We start from the raw sequence: 21,202 nt of genomic DNA on the forward strand, positions 1-21,202 counted from the left end.
ACTCTGGCACGAACCTGGCGTATAGCAGGACGAAAAGTGTATATCGTAGATATTAGAAACGGATCGTAGCACATCCTAAGTCATTGGTCAATATTCACTTGCCGTTCAACGCTTTTTCAAGATTAATACAAGAGATGGTGTTATACGGCGAAAGCGAAGGATGAATGAAAAAGGCACGCTCGAGACCGATGCCTTATTCACATCCAGCAGTGCGCACCGACACCACACTGACGAGTCCTCTTGAAAAAGCCACGTAGTGCACGAAGGAAGGAGGTTCGCGTCGTCAGTTGTAAGCTACCTGATTTGATGTAATTTAAATTCAACTCCCATATTCATTTCATTCAAGGAGGAGATAAGAATGTTCAAGCAAATTTGGAAATACTTGGGTCTATTCGTTCTTGTATCAATCTTCGTGGTTGCCTGTGGTAAAACCGAAGCACCCGCAGAAATCACCTACGATGAGAATGCCCCCATCACCGTCTGGATCGACCAGGACCGCCAGCCGTACATCGACGCTTACAAGGCGGCGAATCCAGACAAGGCCGATCTCATCGAGGAGGCCATCGTCGATCGTGAGCAGTTCCCGTCCAAGGTTCTGCTCTTCAACAACACCAATCAGGGCTGGCCGGACGTGGTCTTTGGCGAGCCGCGGTTTGTCGGCCGCGTTGCCGATGCGGCGCACAATTTCCCACTCGACCTCAAGCCGTGGGTCGATGCAGATGTGTTGAATAACTACGACGGCATGGCCGGCTGCACCTTCGGCGATCAGATCTTCTGTGTGCGTAACGACCTGGCACAGTACGTGCTGTACTACAACAAACCGCTCATGGATGAGTTTGGCTACGCCGTCCCCACCACGTGGGAGGAGTACCAGGATCTCAGTGACAAGGTGGCCGCGGAACATCCCGGTTATCTGTTGGGCACCTTTGGCGACGGGTGGACGTTCCTTGCCTACTTCGACCCCAGCGGCTGCCCGTCCCACGAACTGGTGGACGACAACACGTTTAAAGTCGATATGAGCGACGGGCGCTGTGTGCGCGCCGCGAAGCTGGTGGACCACATGATCGCTAACAAGACACTGTGGAACACCGATTACTTCGATGCGACATTTGTACAGCAGCAGAATGACAACAAAGTTTTGATGGTGCCCATGGCTTCATGGGCGTGGGGCGTCTTCAACGGTACGTACTACTTGACCGCGGAGCATCAGCTGGGTGTTTCGCCTCCACTCAAATGGGAGGACCAAGAGCAAGCGATTGACGTAGCACAGGGCGGCTCGGGGTGGATGGTTTCACGCCACACTAAAAATCCCAAGCTGGCCACAGAGCTGATCGTATGGCTCACCACCAATGAGGATTTGTGGTCGACCATCCCCAACTTCCCGGCCTACAAGCCTATTCAGTCTTTGTTCCAGGACCAGGTCTCCGGCAACGACATCTTTGCCAATGATCCGTTCCCGGCAATGCAGGAAGCGGCGGGTCTGCTCGGGCCTTTGGACAAATGGCCGCGCTTCGACCTCATTTCCCCGTTGACCGAGGTAGTAAAGGGCGCCTATCAAGAAAACGCGACGATCGAATCGGTTTTGAACATGGTGGCCGAGAAGTTAACGCCGCTGGCGCAAACCGAGGGATACGAAGTCGTCAATCAATAGTAGTATCTGAGTGACTCAGTTTTTTTCCTTCTCCCGGACCCCTTCTCGTCCGTACAGGGCGAGAAGGGGCAACGGGTGAAGGTCAGAAAGCCGCTATACCTCTCCTGGCATAGCCGTGAGAAGCGCCGTTGGGAAGAGGGAGGCTGAAAGGAGTCTCACATGACCAATCAGACAATAAAGGCTGACATGAGGACAAGTCGGAGATGGCGTCGCAATCTGAGTGCCTATCGGTTTGTGCTGCCGTATTTGATATTCATGCTGGCCTTTGGTCTCGGTCCGGGGATATATGCGATTCTGATCAGTTTTGCTGATTTCGAGTTTGGCGTGCCCGATTATTTTGCCGCGGGGTTACAAAACTACGTGACGGCCTTTACCGACTATCGCTTCGGCTTTACCATGGGAAATATCGCCGAATTCCTGGTGGTTTCGGTGCCGCTGGGTATCGCGCTGGTCGTTCTGATCGCGCTCTTGTTGCACATGCGTCATGGAAGGCTTTCATCCACGATGCGCACGCTCTTTTTCATCCCGGGCTCGGTCACGGGACCAGCACTCTTGCTGCTGGCCATTTTCATGTTTTCCCCATTGATGAGCCCCTTTGGCTCCCTTCTGCGTGCGCTTGGCTATGACAGTTTCGATGCCCTCATTGCACCGCAGCGTCTCCCCGTAATCTTCACTATTATCGGGTTCTTCTCCGGTGCAGGAATGTGGATTGCCATCCATTACGGCGCTTTGGAAGGCATATCTCATGAAGTGCTGGAAGCCGCCAGGATTGACGGCTGCAACGCCTGGCAACAAGCCATGTACATTAAATTCCCGTTGATCCGGCCCTATATCATATATCAATTCATCCTGATTTTTGCCGGAAATGTGCAGCTGTTTGTGGAGCCGCAGCTGCTGGGCACAACCTGGATCATGGCCAATGTGCCGCAGCAATGGTCGCCAAACCAGCTTGCCTATTCTTTTGCATTTGATTTGGGTAATTTCGGCGCCGCCGCTGCGTTATCGTTGTTGATGCTGCTGGTGGGTCTGGGCGCCGCCTATCTCGTCGTTCGGTTGACCGGCTTTTTCGATATCAAAGCCTGAGCGTACTTATAAAACACGCGAAGGAGAAATGCGCTATGTCTACACTGAAAACCGTACCCTCGGAAATCCCGCCATCTACCCTGCAGCAGGTGAAAACGATCAGCCGCCGGGTATTCGCGGATATGGGACCTCTCGGCTACTTCTTGCGTTGGGCGATATTGCTGATATTTGTCTTTTACTTTGGCTTACCCCTGCTCTGGCTGCTGTTGGCCCCTTCCAAGGACCAAACCGCGATCATCACGCAGAGCCCGCTATCGTTTGGGAACTGGGCAACGGTTCTCGAGTCCTGGAGCAACGTAAACCAATATGTACATGGCGAGATCTGGGTATGGTTTAAAAACTCCATCATCTACGTAATGTCGTCGCTGGCCGTTGGTTTGGTGATAGGAATTCCGGCAGGTTATATCCTGGCGGTGGCGCGTTTCACCGGCCGAAAAATCCTGCTATGGCTGACGCTCATCACCATGCTCTTGCCCTCCTCCGCGATGGTCCTGCCCTTATTCCTGGAGTTGAATTTGGTGCATTTGATCAAGACCGTATGGGCCGTCATCCTGCCGGCTTGTTTCTTTCCATTCGGCGTATATCTGACCTACGTCTACTACAGCTCCAACCTGCCGACGGATCTGTTGGATGCGGCGCGGGTGGATGGCTGTTCGGAGTGGCAGTTGTTCAGGCATATCGCTCTGCCGCTGGCCAAACCTCTCTTGGGCCTGCTGGGATTCATCAGTTTCAATATCAACTGGAACAATTTCTTTGGCCCTTATGTGATGCTGAACAGCAACAAACTCTTCAACCTGCCCGTAGGCCTGCAAACGATGATCGCCGGCACGTCGGCTATCCGGCCCGGTTTCAATACAACCCCAGGGATGCTAAAATTCCAACAAGCCGACGCAGCCATGGCCGGATTGATCATGATCGTACCCGTTGTGATCGTCTTTCTTTTCGCCCAACGGTACGTCATAGCCGGCGCTTTCACCGGTTCGGTGAAAGGCTGAGCTTTATCGCGTGTGTCTGCGCTCTTGATGGAGGATGCACGGTGTGAGTTCGACTTCCGATGTAAACGATACGGCCTGCATAAGCTATGTGTGCTGCGACGAGGCGCTCCCTTACCAGGGAGCGGCTCGCGAAGACGAGCTGCGCCGTGCTGCGCCACGCTCTGGCGGCGGTGCTCCGCCCTGGTCTGCGTCCGCATCCGGAAGGTCTTTCCTGAGACAGCTTCTATCTGGTTTTGTCGTGTTCTGCTTTACGGTTCTTCTGCCGGCTTGCGCTCGCACCAACTCAATTGCATCTTCTGCGACACCAGCCATTTCGGCGAGCACCGCCGAGCAGGGCTTGCCGCTGGCCAGCCCTGAGCGAATGGCCACTTATACAGCACAAGCGTCTACACCCATCTCATCTATGAATAATATCGTGCTGCGCTCTCCAGAGGTCAACGCTGATCGAACGGTTACTTTGCGGCTGTTTGCCCCCAATGCAGCCAGCGTAACCGCCACAGGAGATTTCGGCGATCTCATCTTGACAAAAGATGCGCAGGGTATCTGGTCCGCGACCACCGAGCCTCTGGAGCCTGCTGTCTACATCTACCACTTCGATGTCGATGGCGTGCAAATGGCCGATCCATACAATCCAGACAATAAAGGAATCTCCGAATCCCTCTTCATAGTCCCCGGCGATCCGCCCATGCCCTGGGAACTGCGGAATGTACCCCACGGCGATGTTACTCAGGTGCTTTACTTCTCCCAGGTTTTCAACACCCATCGTCGCTTCTTTGTCTATACTCCACCGGGATACGATGAAACTGCAAATAAGCTGCCCGTGCTTTACCTGCTGCATGGTTATTCCGATGATGATTCTGCATGGACCATCGTCGGGAAAGCCAACCTCATCGCCGACAGCCTGCTGGCCGACGGGAAAATCGAGCCCATGCTGATCGTCATGCCGTACGGCCAGTTCGACAGCCATGTAACGATAGAACATTGTCTCGATGACGATTTCCAGGAAAAGTACGAGAAACAGATCCTCACGGAGATCATTCCCTACGTTGAGCAGGCATTTCACGCGGCTCCGGACGCCCAGCATAGGGCCATGGCTGGCCTATCGATGGGCGGCTTCCAGGCGGCGATCATCGGCTTGAATCACCCGGAGATTTTTTCCACCATCGGTATCTGGAGTCCCGCCTTCTTCGGCAATCCCTCTGTGCTCCTTGGGAGACTCGTCGCTGCACCGGACGATCTCAAGCATTCATTTCTTTATGTTCATGTGGGTGTGGGCCAGGAAGACTCTCTCCTGGCCCGCAGCTATACGATCGACGAATTTCTTACACAACAGGATATCGCCCACGAGTTCACTGTCACTCCCGGAACGCATAGTTGGGTAGTCTGGCGCGGCTACCTTGTCGATTTCCTTCCTAGATTCTCCACTGCCGCCCAATGATTCGGTTCTCATTGCGAGCACCTGGCTGGGGCGGGAAGGAATAATCTGTGAATCGAAGTGCCACAATATCCGCGTATCGATTCGGCGCGATGTGCGTTGAATGTGCACCGGAGTCGAGATTCTGTAACGCCGGACCCTTTCTTTACCTCGACGGCACGCCGGACAGGCCGGGAGTACACCACGAGTTTCTGCCTCGAAAATCCCGGACTTTTCCTGTGAAAGCGGCGCAGGAATATGATCGGCGTAAATTGCCGGATGAGCGATCGACGGGATCTGAGCCAATGTCCCCCAAATCCATCATAACTTGAAAAGGCACTTATGAAACCACAAAATAACTTATTGGCCGACTTGCTTGACCTGGATGCACCTGAAGCCTCGCACGATGTCTTATGGTCTGTAGGCACACCGCAAACCATTCGAGTTCAGGAAGGTCAGGTTGGTATCGAATTGGAATTTATTGCGCAGGCTTTGGTCGAAGAAGGGATCAAGCCGGATAAAAGCATCCCGCCGAAGAAGCACACTTTGTGGGTGCGTGCCTACGGAGAGGAAATCATCCGTCTGACGATTGATTTTAATGGCGATGAATTGTGCACCGACGACAACAACGTGATGTTGGATATCGACGACGAGCTCGAACGGTTGCCTTTGTCGGTAGATAAGGACTCTCAAGACTGGAAGGTCATTGATTCCAAGGGAAAGATGCGGATGGAAATCATTACCCAACCCCCATCAATCAAGCATTGGAGCGACCAGATTCCCGCCCCGCCAGAAATCCTAAATGCAACGATATACCCGGATGGTTCAACCGCCGTGCTGCTTGAGCCCTATGATATTTTTACACCGGGACAGCGCGAGTCCTTTCCGCTAGCTTGTATCGAACGCAGAAAACGCCCGCATCGGGCAGCGTTTGCCTTCCACGCTTCTACGGATGAAAAAACCGCAGGAACAGGAGAGCGTTTCGCGCCCATGAATCTTTCCGGGCGGACGTTGGTTCTGGAAAATGCGGACGCTCTGGGGGTCAACAATCGACGCTGTTACAAGAACGTGCCTTTTTATGTTTCCAATCGTCCCTATGGTCTCTTGATTCTGACCTCTGCGCATACACGATTGTCTTTGGCTGATATATCTACCCGGGTCAATCAAGCAATGGTGGAAGATGGTCTACTTGATCTGTTTGTAATTGGTGGAAAGAATGTTGAACGAATTCTTCATAACTACCGTCTACTGACCGGCTTCCCACATGAAGTGCCCGTGTGGTCGTATGGGATTTGGATGGGGCGAATGACGTATTTCAGCGCTGACGAAACTCGTCAGGTTGCAGCACGTTTGAGGAAGGAAGCGTTCCCTTGTGATGTAATCCATATCGATACCGGGTGGTTCGACAAGGACTGGATTTGCGACTGGAAATTCAGCCCGCGCACGTTCCCCGATGCGCAAGATTACCTGAAGGAGATGCGTTCAAACGGGTTTCGCATCACCCTTTGGCAGCTTCCCACAGTCAGTGAAGAGACAGATTTATTCGCGCCGGCCCTGGAGAAAAAATATATCGCCAGCGACAACAATATTGTTAGCAGCCGTTCAAATTTTGGCGAACGAGGACTCGCCGCGACGATTGACTTCACGAATCCACGCGCCATCGAATGGTACCAGGGGCTGCTAGAAAAATTGTTGTTGATGGGCGTGGCTGCCATCAAAACGGATTTTGGTGAAACCATAGACCTTCAGGCACACTATCAGGGAATGGATGCGATGTTATTGCACAATCTCTACTCTTTGCTCTATCAAAAGGCGGCCTTTGAAATAACCGAAAGAGTCACCGGAGAAGGGTTGATCTGGGCCAGATCTGGCTGGGTTGGCAACCAGCGCTATCCGGTGCATTGGGGAGGGGATGCCGCTTCTACTTGGGACGGGATGGCGGGTTCATTACGCGGCGGTTTGCATTTGGGTTTGTCGGGCTACGCTTTTTGGGCTCACGATATTGCGGGTTTTCATGGTTTACCCAACTTTATGAATTGCTGGCCCACAGATGAGTTATATATGCGCTGGACGCAATTTGGTGTATTTTCTTCCCACATTCGCTATCATGGCGCTTCTCCTCGTGAACCATATGAATACCCTGCGATTGCCGACGTTGTGAGGCAGTGGTGGAACCTGCGCTATTCCCTTATTCCGTATCTCGTGGAACAAGGACGGCGGATAGTGCATACCGGTTTGCCCATGCTGCGGGCATTAATTTTCCACCACGACGATGATCCCATGTGCTGGCACATCGATGATCAATACTACTTTGGAGATGCTTTTTTGGTTGCGCCGATCATGAATGACGCTGGCGTTAGAGATGTATATCTTCCGTCGGGAAAATGGATTGATTTTTGGACAGGAGAACTGCTGGAAGGCAGCCAATGGATAAAGGATATTACGATGCCGTTGGAGCGTATGCCGGTCTACGTCAAGTTTGGAGCTAAAGTGCCTGTCTATCCGCTTCGTGTTCAGTGTACGGATGAAATCGACTTGTCCAAGGCGGTCAACATCATTTTTAATGACCGCTATCTGGGATTGGGAAGCTCTGTTCTGTCGAATGTTGTGGAATTGTAAGCGCAGTCATTCAGGATAATTAACAGGAACTTATCCTGCGATAGTAGCGTATCGCTAGAAATATGCTGGATTGCACGGTTATTTCGAGATGTTACCTACCAGTTTGCCTGTGCATTCACCCAGCTACTGGGACTCTCCCGTCTCCAGGCGTGTGAACCGAACGGAATAAACCAGTTGTTCGATGAATTCGATGGATTGCTTTTCGGGCAGACGGATGTTCATGGCCTCGAAATACTTGCTGTATCCTTCAGGAAGCATGATGACAATGACAGTCTCGTCCGGCCAATCCGGTCCCATAGTACTCTGCGGGTTATAGACCAGGGCATATACACCGTCCGGGTGCAAGATGATCTTCAGCGGCTCGACCTCGAATTCCCTGCCGTCGATGAAATCCAGGTAATAGGCGCCGCGCGTACGTCGGAAACGAATCACATCGGCGGGAGTTTCGCTGATGTAACCGATGTGGTCGCTGGCGACCGCGCTGGCGAAAAATTCCTGGAATCGCCCTGCGTTTGACGGACTGACTGCATCGATGGTCCAATAGATACTGGAGAAAGTGGGCCACCTGTCCCAGCGCGGCGAGTGGCACAACAGGTAAGTGTATTCGTATCGATAATTGCCAGTCGGTGGTGGATACTCGAATTCGACACCAAGTTCCTCGCTCTCGAAAATTAGCAGGCCCCGCTCCGAATAGCGGGGTTCGATCGCCTGTGGTTCACAGCCTTCTGCCTCGAGCCAGTTCGAGGGTGTCGGGCTTTCAGTGGGAGGTAGGGTTTCGGTGGGTTGTGCCTCTGTGACTCCCGGCGTGGCCGTGGGGGTTTTTGTAGCGTCGGGTTCGATGGTGGGAAAATCGATGTGTATGGGCGTCGCCCTGCCACTGCAGGCAGTGAGCAGTGTGACCAGAAGGAGCGAGAAGATCGGAATCTTGTGTTTCATAGCGTTAATCCTTTTGGCGAATTATCTGGTTGACTTCGATGCAAGTCTACGCGGCACATGTTACGAGCCAATGACGGATATACTTGAGTTCGGAAACACGGTATTACAGTCCAGTAACAGGCTTTCATCCGGAGGAAAGTGCCGGACGCTCGTGTACCCCGTAAAACACGTTCGTTCCGCAATCGTTGCGAAGCCCGAGTGACGGCTTGTCTTTTCCACATCTCTCCCAAACAATAGCGTATGGCGTCCTTGCAGACGTTGTTAATCAGGCTCCGCGTCGGAGGCGGGCAAATCGCTGTTTACTAAAAAGCCCGGCAAGATTATAGGTGAAATCGCAAGCAGGCGTGCTGAAAAGGGCGATCGATTAATGGGCAATTCCATTGGAACTCAGGATGGATATAGTTTTTCACCATACACCTAATAGATTAAAATCTTACCCATGATATCGAAAATCGAGAATAGAAGAATCATCCTGATCGCCTTTCTGATGTTCGTCGGGCTGGGACTGTCGGCCGGACTGCTCGGCGTGGCCTGGCCCTACATGCAGGACGAATTCAACCTGGAGCTGGATGCTGTCAGTGTGCTGTTTCTGGTTCAAACCATCGCGTACACGCTGGCGAGTTTCATCATCGGACGGATCATGGCGCGTTTGGGCAGCGGCACGATCCTGGTCGGCGGCATCTTGATCCTGGCGCTGAGTATGTTTGCCATTGCGGCCTCTGCGACCTGGGTTCTGATCGTCGCGTTCGGACTGATCGCAGGATTCGGCAGCGGCGTCATCGACGCCGGACTGAATCTGTATGTCACCACCTATCATTCGGCGCGGGAAATGAACTGGCTGCATGCCAGCTTTGGGATCGGTATTACCCTTGGTCCGCTGCTTATGACCTACTGTGCGCTGCAGCTGAAGTGGCAGATCGGTTATGCCATTACCGGGGCTGTACTGGTCGTCATCCTGGCGCTGCTCATCGTGAACCGCCACCTGTGGCGAAATGAGGGTTTCCAAAGCGCGGAGAACACACCGGTTCGCCGCGCCGGCTTCAGCCAATCACTGCGCCTGCCGGTGCTGTGGTTCAGCATGATTACGTTCCTGGCTTATGTGGCGATGGAGATCGGCATCGGACAGTGGGCCTATACCCTGCTGACTCAGGCACGCGGCATTGCGCCGGAAATCGCGGGCCTCTGGGTCAGCATTTATTGGGGCGTGTTTACCGGCGGAAGAATACTCTTTGGTTTCGTTGCCAACCGCTTAGATGCCACCCGGTTGCTCCGCGGGTGTTTGCTGGGGGCCGTAGTAGGGACGTTCATGTTCGCATGGAACCCGCTGCCGATCATCGGGTCAATTGGCCTGATTGTTGTCGGGTTCGCCGAAGCGCCGATCTTCGCAATGCTGATGATGACCACCCCGCAGCGCGTCGGATTGGAACATGCCGAAAACGGAGTCGCTCTGCAAATGGCCAGTGTCGGACTGGGGTCGGCTATTCTCCCCGGCTTGATCGGGACGATTGGTATGCACTTCGGTCTGGAGACGATGACGGCAACTTTTACGGCGGTGGCTATCGTCGCCTTTGTTTTCCACGAGCTGGCCCATCTTACTCGAAGTCCGGTTCCGGCTGCGGCGCGGGCCACGGATGACGAGACGAAAACTTCGTCCGAATGTACCTCTTAACATTGCCCGAGAGCTGATGCGGATCTTGGGTTCCATATGTCTATCGTTTTTCCTTTTACGGGTCCACGCTCTTTTTTCGTGAGGCCTGCCTGCGGTAAATCGAATGTAAAGACAATCGAAGCTGGCCTGGCCTGGTGTATGATGTAAAAGGTGGTCCGTTTGGTTTCCAAGACACGCAAGTATGTGGGAGGCAATCATGTTTTACGACGGCCTGATGACCGAGGAAGAACGTGACCTTCAACAGGAGGTCAGGCAGTTTGTGCGCGAGGAGGTTCCCCACGATCTGGTGAGAGCTTTGGATCGTGATGAGATTCAATATCCGCGTGACTTTGTCGAAAAGCTGGCCGCCCACAACCTGCTGGGGCTTCGTTTCGACCCAAAATGGGGTGGACGCGGTCTACCCTGGACGGCCGAAGTGATCGCGGAAGAAGAAATCGGCGTCCTGGGAACTACATTGGGCTGTGCCTTCGTGATGCCCTCCATCGTGGGAGAGGCGCTGCACGTATTTGGAACGGAGACGCAAAAGGAACGTTTCCTGCGGCCCATCCTCGAAGGCAAACTCGTCAGCGCGGAAGCACTCACCGAGCCCCGAGGCGGCTCGGACTTTTTCGGCGCCACGTCGCGGGCGGAATTGAAAGGTGACCGCTTCGTGGTCAACGGTCAAAAACGTTTCATCGTGGGCGCTACGGAAGCCGATGTGTTCCTGGTTTACTGTCGAACAAACTTTCAGGAGCAGGCACACAAGCACCGCAGGATCAGCGCCATCCTGGTCGAACGAGGGCCCGGGGTAAAAACGGAGTACGTGTATGGTCTCATGGGCACGCGCGGGGGAGGTACGGGGCGATTGGTGTTCCGGGACGTCGAGGTTCCCAAAGAGAATCTCATGGGCGAACTGCACGGCGGCGTGGACGTCTTCAATCAAATGATGATTCCGGAACGTTTGACCTCTGCGGCCGCGAGCCTGGGTGTGCGGGCGGCGCTGGAAGTGGCGGCCCGGTATAGCGATAAGCGGCGGGCATTCGGTCAGCGAATCCGACGCTTCCAGGGCGTCAGCTTCAAGATCGCGGACGCCATCACCCAACTGGATGCGGCTCGAGCCATGGTGTATATGGCGGCACGAGCCGTGGACAGCGGATCCCCGAATTGCAGACGGCTGGTGAGCCAGGCGAAGAAATTCGCCACGGATACAGCCTGGAACGTATCCAACCTGGCCATGCAGATCACAGGCGGCATCGGCTACACCGATGTGTATCCGATTGAAAAGATGGTCCGGGACTTCCGCCTCTCCCAGATCTGGACCGGGACGAACGAGATCATGAATCTTTTGATCCAGCACGAGTACTACAAAGAGGTTCTGGAAGGCAGCAGCAATCGGCGCAACATCGAGTTAGATGCAGCAAGCCACGATGCGCAAGCGGAGAAATGCTTTACGGACGAGGATATGTGGCTCGTTCATGGAACGTAAAGAACCGGGATTAGATTTTCTCCGTCGGGCACGATGACGTCGGCTTGTCCGAGCGTGATGCTGTCTCGTTACATCCCCGGCATCACCTATTCCTGCACAGAATCCCACCAATCCTGCCAGGCATCGGCATCCAGACCGAAAGACTGGCCGGTAATCCGCACCAGGGCTTCAGAGGCGAGGTCGGCTCGCGCCTCGCTGCCGGTGCGCAAGACATCGATCAATGCGGGTACGGCCTCGCGCGCCGCCGGCCCAATATCCTCGAGGGCGATGATTGCATCGACTGCTGCGCAGGAAGACGAGAGTATGGCTTGCGCCAGGAGGGGAACGGCCTCTTTTGCCGCGGCGCCGAGCCTCCCCAGAGCAAATGCGGCATTGCCGCTGACCCAGCATTGGTTGGCCTGATCATCGTTTTGAAATGCCTGCATGAGAACGGACACGATGTCGCTCGTCTCGAGCCCGGCGGCTCTGGCTTCCGATCGCTCGACTGCCATGACGATTCCCAGGCGCACTTCGGGGTCTTGCTCTGCCAGGCCTGCATGCAAGGCGGGCTGTCCCCATAGTTGGAGCAGGTTACCCAGCAATGCCCCTGAAGAAGTCAGGTAGAACGGTGCGCCGCTGGGCTCTTCTTCACAGGTATTGGCGGAGGCGACGAAATGGGGTTCTTCGGTCACCGTAAACGAGGCCGTGTTCACGCTCTGGTATCCTTCGGCGGCAAGGGTCGCCCGGCTCGTGGCCGTGGCGCCTGTATAGCAGCGACCAAGATTGTTGTACGTTCCACTCAACGCCTGAGCCGTGATGTCGATCGAAAGCTGAGCGTCACACTCGTCACCGGATCCGACAGCTTCGATCCCCATTCGGCCCAGCACGCGGGAGAGAAGTGCGTCCACCGGTAACGAGAAGTCGCCTTCCACGTTGGTGTAGGTTTGATGGATCTCCAGGCATACCGTGTATATGCCGGCGGATTCCCAAGCAGGGACTTGTATCGGCATGGGTGTTGAGGTGCTGGTTGGAGTGGGTGTGTTGGTGGGTGTGTTGGTGGGCCTTGAAGTACTCGTCGCCGTTGGCGGATTCGTCCGGGTCGCGGAGGGGGAAATTCGCGCATCGACGACCTGACTGGCCGCCTGTTCTGAAGACGGTGCACAGGCGACCAGCAACATCCCGATCAGAAATAATTTCGGCAGTCTGGACAGGCAGCAGTGGAACGGCATAGGTCTAACTCCTTTACAGATCGAGTGCGTGGTCACACAAGAAATGATACTGTAATCTCCCCTCGTCGAGCAGTGACTTATCCGCATTTATGTACGTCGATCGTGTGGGAGGTGTTGCTGCGTTGTTGATGTGAACGAAGCGATAACGCAGCAAGCCGCCTTTTAATACCCCGTAATTGTCCTTTTCGCAAGATGATGGTATGCGTCAGATTGTAAGAAGCCAAGGTGCAAAGACCAATCGATCGGATTGATATCGCGTCGGAATCCGGTATGGATAAGGTTCTTTCCTTTTTTACGCCGAAACGATCCCGACATCGCATGAAAACCACAGGTAATGCGTATGTTAATCGTCCTCTGATCTGCGGTATCGGATCATATAATCATCCTCGAAGTTCCCTTATTTATCCGCTTTTGATATCAAAGGGGTTAAAAATGGCCGCAAGAACCCGTCAAAAGCCGTTCTTCTACTTTGCCGCATGGACGCTGCTGGGCACGATTTCCATCCTCATTGGTTTTGCCCTGCTTCGCCTGCTCGTCCCTCCTGCGTCGGGCAAGGTCAACCTCGTTGTTGAAACCATTCTTGGGGTGCTTGGATTCGGGATCCTGCTTCCATTGGTCCAGTGGATCGTCCTGAGCAGATTCCTTTCGAATGCATATTGGTGGCTGATCGCTTCATTCACAAGCCTTTTACTGGGATTGTCGATCGACTTGCTCGTGACGCGGTGGATCACGTATCCAATTCCCGGCGCATTTTCGATCGGCATGTCCACCGCATTCGGGTTGATCACAGGCACTGCCCAATGGGCGTATCTACGCCATCATTTTTCGAAGGCAACCATTTGGATATTTGCAAGTGCGCTCGGTTGGGGCTTGACGTCGATAGCTGCGGGGACGGATATTGACAGCTTCTTCGCGCAAGTGCTGTTTGGGTTGATCCCGGCACTCTTTACAGGATCGGCGCTGTTCTATTTGATGAGCGCATCGCCTCACCAATCTTCTGATGGGCTCAGCGGTATCTCATAACGGTTCACCGGTGTGGGGCTAGTTCGCCCCGATGTATCCAAGATCGATGGAACAAGATGGAGGTGAAAAGTGAGAGTGCGCATCGGCCTACTTTGTGTGATTTTCGTGTTTGTGTCGAGCGGTTGTCGGCATCTGGCCACAACTACTCCGTACGCAACGGAGGATTTCCAATCGGAATTCCACATTATCGATCGCCATCCGCCTGCAAACCAGTGGCATCAAGGTAAGTTGAGCTGGTTGCCGGGTTTCAGCCTGGATACCGAAAATCCCATGATGATGGACCTGCGGTCTGCAGACGTTTCTGGTTTGAATTTAACGGGTGAATGGAGCGTCCTTCAATATGCTGCCTTCGACAGCAATACCATCTGGCCAACAGAAGATCGAATGCCGCCTGAATTTGATAAAGATCTGATAATGGAACTGGGCAAGAATCCTGGATTGGGCGTTCGGAGCCTTCACGCTCGGGGAATCACCGGACAAGGTGTGGGAATAGCCATTCTCGACCAAACATTGTTAATTGAGCACGTAGAATATGCAGATCGAATTCAGCTTTATGAAGAGATTAATTACGAACCGGAATTTCCAGCCGCAATGCATGGCCCTGCTGTAACCTCACTCGCAGTTGGCAAAAACACAGGGACGGCTCCGGGAGCAAGTGTCTATTACATCGCAGTGAATGTGACAGATCCATCATCGATGCCCTCCGACATGAAGCGTAATTTTCAATATCTAGCTCAAGGTGTGCGACGCATTATCGAAATCAATCGACTATTGCCCGCAAGCCAGAAAATTCGAGTGATCTCAACAAGTATTGGGTGGAATCCAGAGGAGATTGGATATGAAGATATAACGGCCGCAGTTGAAGAAGCGAACGAGGAGGGAATTCTCGTAATCTCCGGCAGGATGTATTTGACCTATGATTACCGATTGTACTGGTTGGGCCGCTACCCGTACGATGATCCTGATTCCTTCGATTCCTACGGACTTTGTGTGTTATGTGCAGAAGTTACTCCCGACGATCCTGCTTTGGAAAACAGTCTATTGATTCCCATGGATTCCAGGACCGTTGCGGGTTTTACGGGGGTCGAGGACTATGCTTATTTCAGCGTTGGGGGCGGCAGTTGGACCATGCCTTATCTGGCGGGGGTGTATGCACTTGCCGTGCAGGTTGACCCGTCGATCACGCCGGATGATTTCCTGGAATTGGCGGTTGAAACAGGCCGTGTGCTTGAAATTACGCGCGGCGACGAGTCGTTCATCCTGGGGACGATCATCGATCCGGTTGCGCTAATCGAAGTGTTAATCAAGTGACATGATCAGGCACTAGGGAAAGATATCCTGCAGATGGCTCATGCTGCTTGTCGATGATATTGGCGGCCATAATGACCAGGATTGGCATGACAACACGCGTTCTGACCAGGTGCGCCCGAATGGGCACTCATTCGAGGTGAGATTGCACTTTGTCTCCGGGCGTGTAGGACTTCCCCCCAACGCTATTTTCGATCCTCGCGACTTTGTCCTCGCTCAGGCCGTACATCACCGGGATCGGGACGGATTCTCCAGGAGTTGTTGTATCATCAGAGATGAGAGCGGCTTCTGTCCCAAAAGGAGAAGGCGATGTTCAAGTCCAAGGGCCTTGTTGGGAGGGGGTTCGCGTACCTGGCGGCGTCCGTCATCCTCTTGCTGCTGGCTGCGTGCGGCTCCACGGATTCGTCGAAGGTGCCGTCGACATCCGCTTCATACTACGTCTCACCCCTCGGCAACGATGATTGGAGCGGCGAGTTGGAAGTGCCCAACAGATCAGGAACAGACGGTCCCTTTCTTACACTCCAGAGAGTGATAGAAGAAGTACGCGTGCGTTTGAGGAAGCCGCAAACGGAAGATTTCATTGTTTATATCCGCGAAGGGACCTACTACCTGGAGGACCCGCTCGTATTCCATAAGGAAGACTCGGGCCGGGACGGATTCCACGTGGTTTTCTGCAACTACGCCGGGGAAGCACCCGTTATCAGTGGGGGAATCGAACTTACGGATTGGGAATCTCTTGAGGATGGTGTCTTCACCACCAGCGTGGATACGGCGTTCAACGTGCTCTACGAAGGCGATCAAACCGGCGTTCTCGCACGGTATCCGAACCGGAACCCGGAGGCGATCAGCCCCGGCAAACACGCATACATGAAGATCGAGGCGCTGCTCGAAGGGCACGAGTATGATGGATTCTATTTTGACCCGGGGACATTTCCGGTCATGGACGACTGGTCGACCCTGGAGATGACAACCTGGAACGGCGGGGAGCATGGGGAATTTCACTGGAGAACCTACATGGGGCAGGTGACGCAGATCTCCTATGCGGACGGCACCCTCATGGCGGACTTGAACGACATTTCCCCTCGCTGGGTGGACATGCTCGGTCCGGGTACGGATTACTTCATACAAAACTCGCCGGAGCTGCTGGACGGACCGGGCGAGTTCTATCTCGATCAGAACACGCTCTACTATCGACCCTGGCAGGCGCCGGGCGAAGGTCATCCCGTCATCGCACCGCGTCTGGATTACCCATCTACATGAAAAACGCAGAAGACATCCAGATCCTGGGGAATCACTTGCAGCACATCGGCGGCATTGGTATTTACACCACAGGCAACGGCGTGCGCCGCATCACGATCGAGAACAATCTGATCGATCATATCGGCGACACGGCGATTGAAATCAACGGCCAATGGGACGTACCCAATGAAAGCAACGACCACCTCATCGAAAATAACCACATCCACCACACGGGCATGCTGATTCCCTCTGCGCGGGGCATCCAAATCTACAACAGCTCCAATGATCGTGTCGCCCACAATCTGTTACACGACATCCCCAAGGGCGCCATCGGTTTCGGAGGATCGGGGACATCCAACAACTTGGTGGAATTCAACGAAATACACAGCGTGCTCCAGGACAGCCAGGACATGGGGCCGATCTACTTCGGCGGCGTCGGTCCGGATAACGTGATCCACAACAATTACCTTCATGACGTTTACGGCCTCTTTTCCTACCAGGGTGGTATTTACATGGATCAGGGAACAAGTGGCTATACCATCACCAACAATCTGGTGGAAAATTTCGGGTGGCAGGGCGGCGGCCGGATTTCAGGTTTGATCGATGCGTCCGATATCGAGACGGTCATTCGCAATAATTTCCTCGTGCTGAACAACGTGCACCTCTCCAGCGCCATCTTTCCCCGTGAGTACAGCATCGAAGAAGCGGGCACGGAGGCAAATTCCGCGGCATCCACGCCGCCGAACGACATCGACGTCATCGGCAACATCTTCTACAACAACGATGGGCCGATCTACAGCTTTCGCTTCGGGAGCGAAGGTTCCTGGCTGCGGCAGTCCGACATGAATCTCTTCTTCAGCGATCAGGGCATGTACCGGGTGGTGGGCATTCCCGGCGTGATAACCCTGGAGGATTGGCAGGCGTTGGCGGACGGTCGTTTCGATCAAAACTCCCTCATCGCCGATCCCTTGTTCGTCAATGTCGAGTCGAGTGACTATCGCCTGCGCTTTGATTCGCCGGCCTACGGGTTGGGCATCGAGGACATCGATCAGGCGGATGTCGGTTTGACCGCGGATTTCCCCTTCGAATCCCCCGACAGCTCCTTGCATCGAATGTATATCACCTCGGACGTGGCCGGAAACAGCGCCAACCTGCATCTCGCAGTTGGGGAAAAGGCAATGCTGACGATCACCGCGCGAACGGCAAGCGGGTATATCCTGGATCCCGGGGACTACGTGCAGAAGTGCCTTTCGAGCGAAATCGACAAGGTCTTTGTGAATCATGCCGGTCAGATCCAGGCCAAAGAACAGGGCTTCGCGCAAGTCACGTGCTCGGTGGAAGCGAACGGCGTCAAGCTGTCTCTTCCGGTCTACGTTCTGGTCGATACGACAGTAGAGGAGGCTGCGGCACTGGTGCCCCCAGCGGCCCTCCCGGATACACAACCGGCCTATCTCGAAGAGCTGGAGAGAATCGATTTTGACACCAACGAGGGGCTGATCGATCATTGGCCGTCCTATAACTCGTGGGAGATCGTGCACGAGGACGGAACGGTCATGTACTGCGGGTACGAAGAAGAAACTGGGACGCACATGTCCTTTGGTTCGATGGGGTGGACGGATTACCAGGTGGACGTCCGCCTGCGGATCGCGGGCGAACCGAATGCCGCGGCCGACATCCGGCAGCGGGAAGGATGGGGGGACGATTCGCATCACTATGTACACACACTTAATTCGGGTGCGGATGGCCAATGGGTCAGCCAGATCTACTGCGACAGTGACGATTGCTCTGCCTGGAAGAGCATCAATACCCCGATAGAACGGGGGGAGTGGATCCAATTCAGGGCGGAGGTGGAAGGAACCATGATTCGCACCTATCTGAACGGCCGCCTGGTATTGACCCAGTACCTGGACTTCACTTCGGTTGGAAACGCGGGAATGCGGGCACGACCTGGCACCACACTTTGCATCGACGACATCACGGTCCGTTCGCTCGACCGGTCAGCGGAGGCGCTGGATCGGGCCAGCACGGCACAATCCGGTCGATCGCAGCCCGTCTATTTATGGCCCGGTGAAGATCAGAAAGTCATAGGCCAGCTTCCAGGAGGTGTGGAAGTCTACCTGCTGGACGAGGACCAGGAGTGGGCCTACATCCGGCTGGACGGCAGTGGTCTCCAGGGCTGGGTCCCCATACAAGGACTGGAGATGCCCTGAGACTGTACGGGAGACATCAACGGCGTGGCTATCGTTTTCCCCCTCTCACGCAGATAGGACCTCCCAGATCCTGACCATTGCCAGCGTGTCCAACTCACAGTAGCGGAGCAGGTTTTCGCGCGTTTCGCTGATCTTTTCGCCGGGAATGCGGCCGGTCATAATATCCGCCCAGGCCAGCATCGCATCGTCTCCTCTGGAGATCGGCAGGTCATCGTAGTTGAGAGCGCCATCGTCCACCAGGACGGGCAAAACGTTCTTGATGGAAGCGCTTCCGTGGAAGTCGGGATGGACGTAGTATCCCTTGCTGAAAGGATCCATCAGATCGTACATCCTGTCGTTGACCCCCAGCAGGAAATCCCCATACTCCGGGTACATTTGCGCCATTTCTTTGTTCCGGCCGGCCTCAAAGGTTTTGTTCCAAACGATAACGGAACCCGATCGACCCATATGTTGGACCAGATGCTGAACGATCTTGTTTCCCGGGTCGCCCTGCTCCGTGATCAAACATTCAAAGTGTTCCGGGACGCTCCCGGGTTCGGCAATGACGTGAAGGGAATATTGAAACACGATGGGCTGGTAGGGCTTATACCCGTCGAAGAGAGGCACTGCAGGATTGTAAGTTTCATAATCGAGGAAGTAAAGCGGATACTGCAATCGATCGAGTTCGTCTTTGATGGCCGCAATGTCGATCAAAGGTTTTCCCTGTTTCACGGCCAACATGTGCAGGGTTTGGCGGTCTGACAATGGAAAATCATTGGGGATATCTTTAATCCTGAACACCGCTCTGCCGATTAATCCTCTAGCCTTCTTCTGGTTGAGCCGGGGTATGTTGTAGATAGGATATTCCGGCAATTCCGGATGGCACAGGGAAGGACACGGACACCTATCTGGTTTTAGACAATTCGCAATTCCCGTGGGCGTTGCCTTTGTTGCCACCAGCCGGGCATCTTCTCGAGCGACCGCAACCTCGTCTCTGACCTTCGCGCTTTCCTCGGTGAGGTTTTCTATGATGAACAACTGGTTTAGATCGATTTCGCCCGACCGGACGTATTCCTTGTTGAGCAGCACGAGATAGGCGCTGCGAACCGGAATGGTGGCTTCACACACCACGCGTTGGAATGCCACGTCATAGATGTAATCTTTACGAATCGATGTCGAACTTTTAATCTCATAGATGTCGTAGACTTGATTGCCCGTATCCAACGCCAGGACATCCACCCGGGCCTGAAAATCACCGTCCGTGAAAGTCTTTTGAGGCATCAGTTCATAAGCAGACGTGGCGAGACATCCCCGTAGGAATTCGTTCGCCAACTTTTCAATCGCTTTACCTTGCTCCATGAGGTGTAAGTCGTACGCGGATGGAGCGATCTCGATCTTAGCGTGCTTCTCCGCCCACATGTGCAGCGGAGCATCGAACATGTAAGTAATGAAATTCGTTTTCGTTATCATCCGTCTGAAAACCCCCGTCCAAGAAATACAACATAACCCGAGGAATTCCTTAGCAACGTTTGGTTGACTTGAGGAACGTCGATATAATGCTCGGGATAAACATCCAAATTACACGATAGCCGAGTCCGATCAAAAGATCAAGATGAATGATCATTTCCGCTGCAAGAAAGTCAGGCGTACATTACGCAATTTTGATATTTCAGGATTGGAATTCAATGCGGAAATTGTCTTTTCCCATCATATGGGGCGAAAATTATGATCGAGTCTAAGTTTCCAGGTCTTTCCGCATGGCTTCGTATTGTTCGCGCGTGATTTCCCCCCGTGCGTAGCGTCGATCCAGGATGTCTCTCGCACTTTGCTCCTGAGTCGACTGCGTCCGTGAGCCGGATTGATTACCGGGTTGAAACACTGCTCTTACCAACCAGACCGCACCGAGGATCAGCCCGCCCCAGAACAGGATCATCAGCACGACTCCGATGAGCCCAAATCCCATCATCGTTTTACCACCTCCAATATCACCCGTTAATGAATAGCGTTGGCATTTATCGCCTTCCACGCCTCATTTCAAATCCGACAGCAGTTCCTGAAACTGCTCGCGGTTGATTTCGCCGCGAGCGTAGCGAAGCCGTGCGATTTCAATCGGCGAGAGAGTTTCAGATTCCTGATCCGCCGTACTGCCGGCGCTCGATTTGCCGGCGCGCCGGATCGCCCAAATGGCGAGAACGACGAATCCGACAATGACGCCGGCAATCACGATCAGATTGAGGATCCCGGCAATCCAACCCGAAGTCCCGAACCAGCCATAACCACAACAACCCATCATGTCGATCTCCTTTCTCGTTTTCTCGCTCATCCAACGAACGAGAATGTTCTCACATTTGAGTTGATCTTAGCGGCTGCGGATGAAGATACGTTAGTGGAAGTTTAAAGAAA

At 53.9% G+C, this 21,202-nt stretch carries 16 protein-coding genes; 11 read left to right on the plus strand and 5 right to left on the minus strand.

Features of this window, described 5'->3' with window-relative positions; all coding sequences use genetic code 11:
- The first annotated feature begins 358 nt into the window (after positions 1–358).
- The 5 genes from P8Z34_03135 (at position 359) to P8Z34_03155 (ending at position 7,762) form a co-directional block, all read left to right on the plus strand.
- On the plus strand, positions 359–1,651 hold the full coding sequence (locus tag P8Z34_03135; GenBank protein MEJ2549659.1) for an extracellular solute-binding protein: 1,293 nt from the start codon (positions 359–361) through the stop codon (positions 1,649–1,651).
- A 159-nt stretch (positions 1,652–1,810) separates the two neighbouring features.
- Positions 1,811–2,734 carry a sugar ABC transporter permease gene (locus P8Z34_03140; protein ID MEJ2549660.1) on the plus strand — a complete coding sequence of 308 codons (924 nt, stop codon included), beginning with the start codon at positions 1,811–1,813 and terminating at the stop codon, positions 2,732–2,734.
- A 35-nt stretch (positions 2,735–2,769) separates the two neighbouring features.
- The gene (locus P8Z34_03145; GenBank protein ID MEJ2549661.1) at positions 2,770–3,729 is read left to right on the plus strand and encodes a carbohydrate ABC transporter permease; all 960 of its coding nucleotides are present in this window, start codon (positions 2,770–2,772) and stop codon (positions 3,727–3,729) included.
- A 43-nt stretch (positions 3,730–3,772) separates the two neighbouring features.
- Positions 3,773–5,167, plus strand: a complete 1,395-nt coding sequence (locus P8Z34_03150) for an alpha/beta hydrolase-fold protein (GenBank protein ID MEJ2549662.1) — start codon at positions 3,773–3,775, stop codon at positions 5,165–5,167.
- Positions 5,168–5,485: 318 nt separating this feature from the next.
- Positions 5,486–7,762: an alpha-xylosidase gene (locus P8Z34_03155; GenBank protein ID MEJ2549663.1), complete on the plus strand. Its 2,277-nt coding sequence runs from the start codon at positions 5,486–5,488 to the stop codon at positions 7,760–7,762.
- A gap of 123 nt (positions 7,763–7,885) precedes the next feature.
- Here the strand turns inward: P8Z34_03155 and P8Z34_03160 are convergent, their stop codons facing one another.
- A complete protein-coding gene (locus P8Z34_03160; protein MEJ2549664.1) occupies positions 7,886–8,698 on the minus strand; it encodes a hypothetical protein in 813 nt (270 codons plus the stop codon).
- A gap of 439 nt (positions 8,699–9,137) precedes the next feature.
- Between P8Z34_03160 and P8Z34_03165 the strand changes: the two genes are divergently transcribed.
- Together P8Z34_03165 and P8Z34_03170 are read left to right on the plus strand one after the other, a co-directional pair.
- Complete coding sequence (locus P8Z34_03165) at positions 9,138–10,367, plus strand: MFS transporter (protein MEJ2549665.1); 1,230 nt, start codon at positions 9,138–9,140, stop codon at positions 10,365–10,367.
- A 196-nt stretch (positions 10,368–10,563) separates the two neighbouring features.
- Positions 10,564–11,832: an acyl-CoA/acyl-ACP dehydrogenase gene (locus P8Z34_03170; GenBank protein MEJ2549666.1), complete on the plus strand. Its 1,269-nt coding sequence runs from the start codon at positions 10,564–10,566 to the stop codon at positions 11,830–11,832.
- Positions 11,833–11,918: 86 nt separating this feature from the next.
- Here the strand turns inward: P8Z34_03170 and P8Z34_03175 are convergent, their stop codons facing one another.
- Positions 11,919–13,040 (minus strand): hypothetical protein, encoded by a 1,122-nt coding sequence (locus tag P8Z34_03175; GenBank protein MEJ2549667.1) that lies wholly within the window; start codon positions 13,038–13,040, stop codon positions 11,919–11,921.
- A 432-nt stretch (positions 13,041–13,472) separates the two neighbouring features.
- Between P8Z34_03175 and P8Z34_03180 the strand changes: the two genes are divergently transcribed.
- The 4 genes from P8Z34_03180 to P8Z34_03195 all read left to right on the plus strand — a co-directional run bounded on the left by P8Z34_03180 (position 13,473) and on the right by P8Z34_03195 (position 18,820).
- Entirely contained in the window at positions 13,473–14,063 is a 591-nt protein-coding gene (locus P8Z34_03180; protein MEJ2549668.1) for a hypothetical protein, read from the plus strand.
- 69 nt (positions 14,064–14,132) lie between these two features.
- A complete protein-coding gene (locus P8Z34_03185) occupies positions 14,133–15,374 on the plus strand; it encodes a S8 family serine peptidase (protein ID MEJ2549669.1) in 1,242 nt (413 codons plus the stop codon).
- Between the two features lie 306 nt (positions 15,375–15,680).
- Positions 15,681–16,631 (plus strand): hypothetical protein, encoded by a 951-nt coding sequence (locus P8Z34_03190; GenBank protein ID MEJ2549670.1) that lies wholly within the window; start codon positions 15,681–15,683, stop codon positions 16,629–16,631.
- The gene (locus tag P8Z34_03195; protein ID MEJ2549671.1) at positions 16,628–18,820 is read left to right on the plus strand and encodes a right-handed parallel beta-helix repeat-containing protein; all 2,193 of its coding nucleotides are present in this window, start codon (positions 16,628–16,630) and stop codon (positions 18,818–18,820) included. Before P8Z34_03190 ends, P8Z34_03195 begins: the two co-directional genes overlap by 4 nt.
- 45 nt (positions 18,821–18,865) lie before the next feature.
- Here P8Z34_03195 and P8Z34_03200 read toward each other — a convergent pair whose 3' ends face one another.
- From P8Z34_03200 to P8Z34_03210, 3 genes are all read right to left on the minus strand, one after another.
- Entirely contained in the window at positions 18,866–20,269 is a 1,404-nt protein-coding gene (locus tag P8Z34_03200; protein MEJ2549672.1) for a DUF2779 domain-containing protein, read from the minus strand.
- A 265-nt stretch (positions 20,270–20,534) separates the two neighbouring features.
- Entirely contained in the window at positions 20,535–20,765 is a 231-nt protein-coding gene (locus P8Z34_03205) for an SHOCT domain-containing protein (GenBank protein ID MEJ2549673.1), read from the minus strand.
- Between the two features lie 63 nt (positions 20,766–20,828).
- Complete coding sequence (locus tag P8Z34_03210) at positions 20,829–21,092, minus strand: hypothetical protein (protein ID MEJ2549674.1); 264 nt, start codon at positions 21,090–21,092, stop codon at positions 20,829–20,831.
- Positions 21,093–21,202 lie beyond the last annotated feature (110 nt).

This window comes from Anaerolineales bacterium (assembly GCA_037382465.1).
Taxonomy (GTDB): Bacteria; Chloroflexota; Anaerolineae; order Anaerolineales; family E44-bin32; genus WVZH01.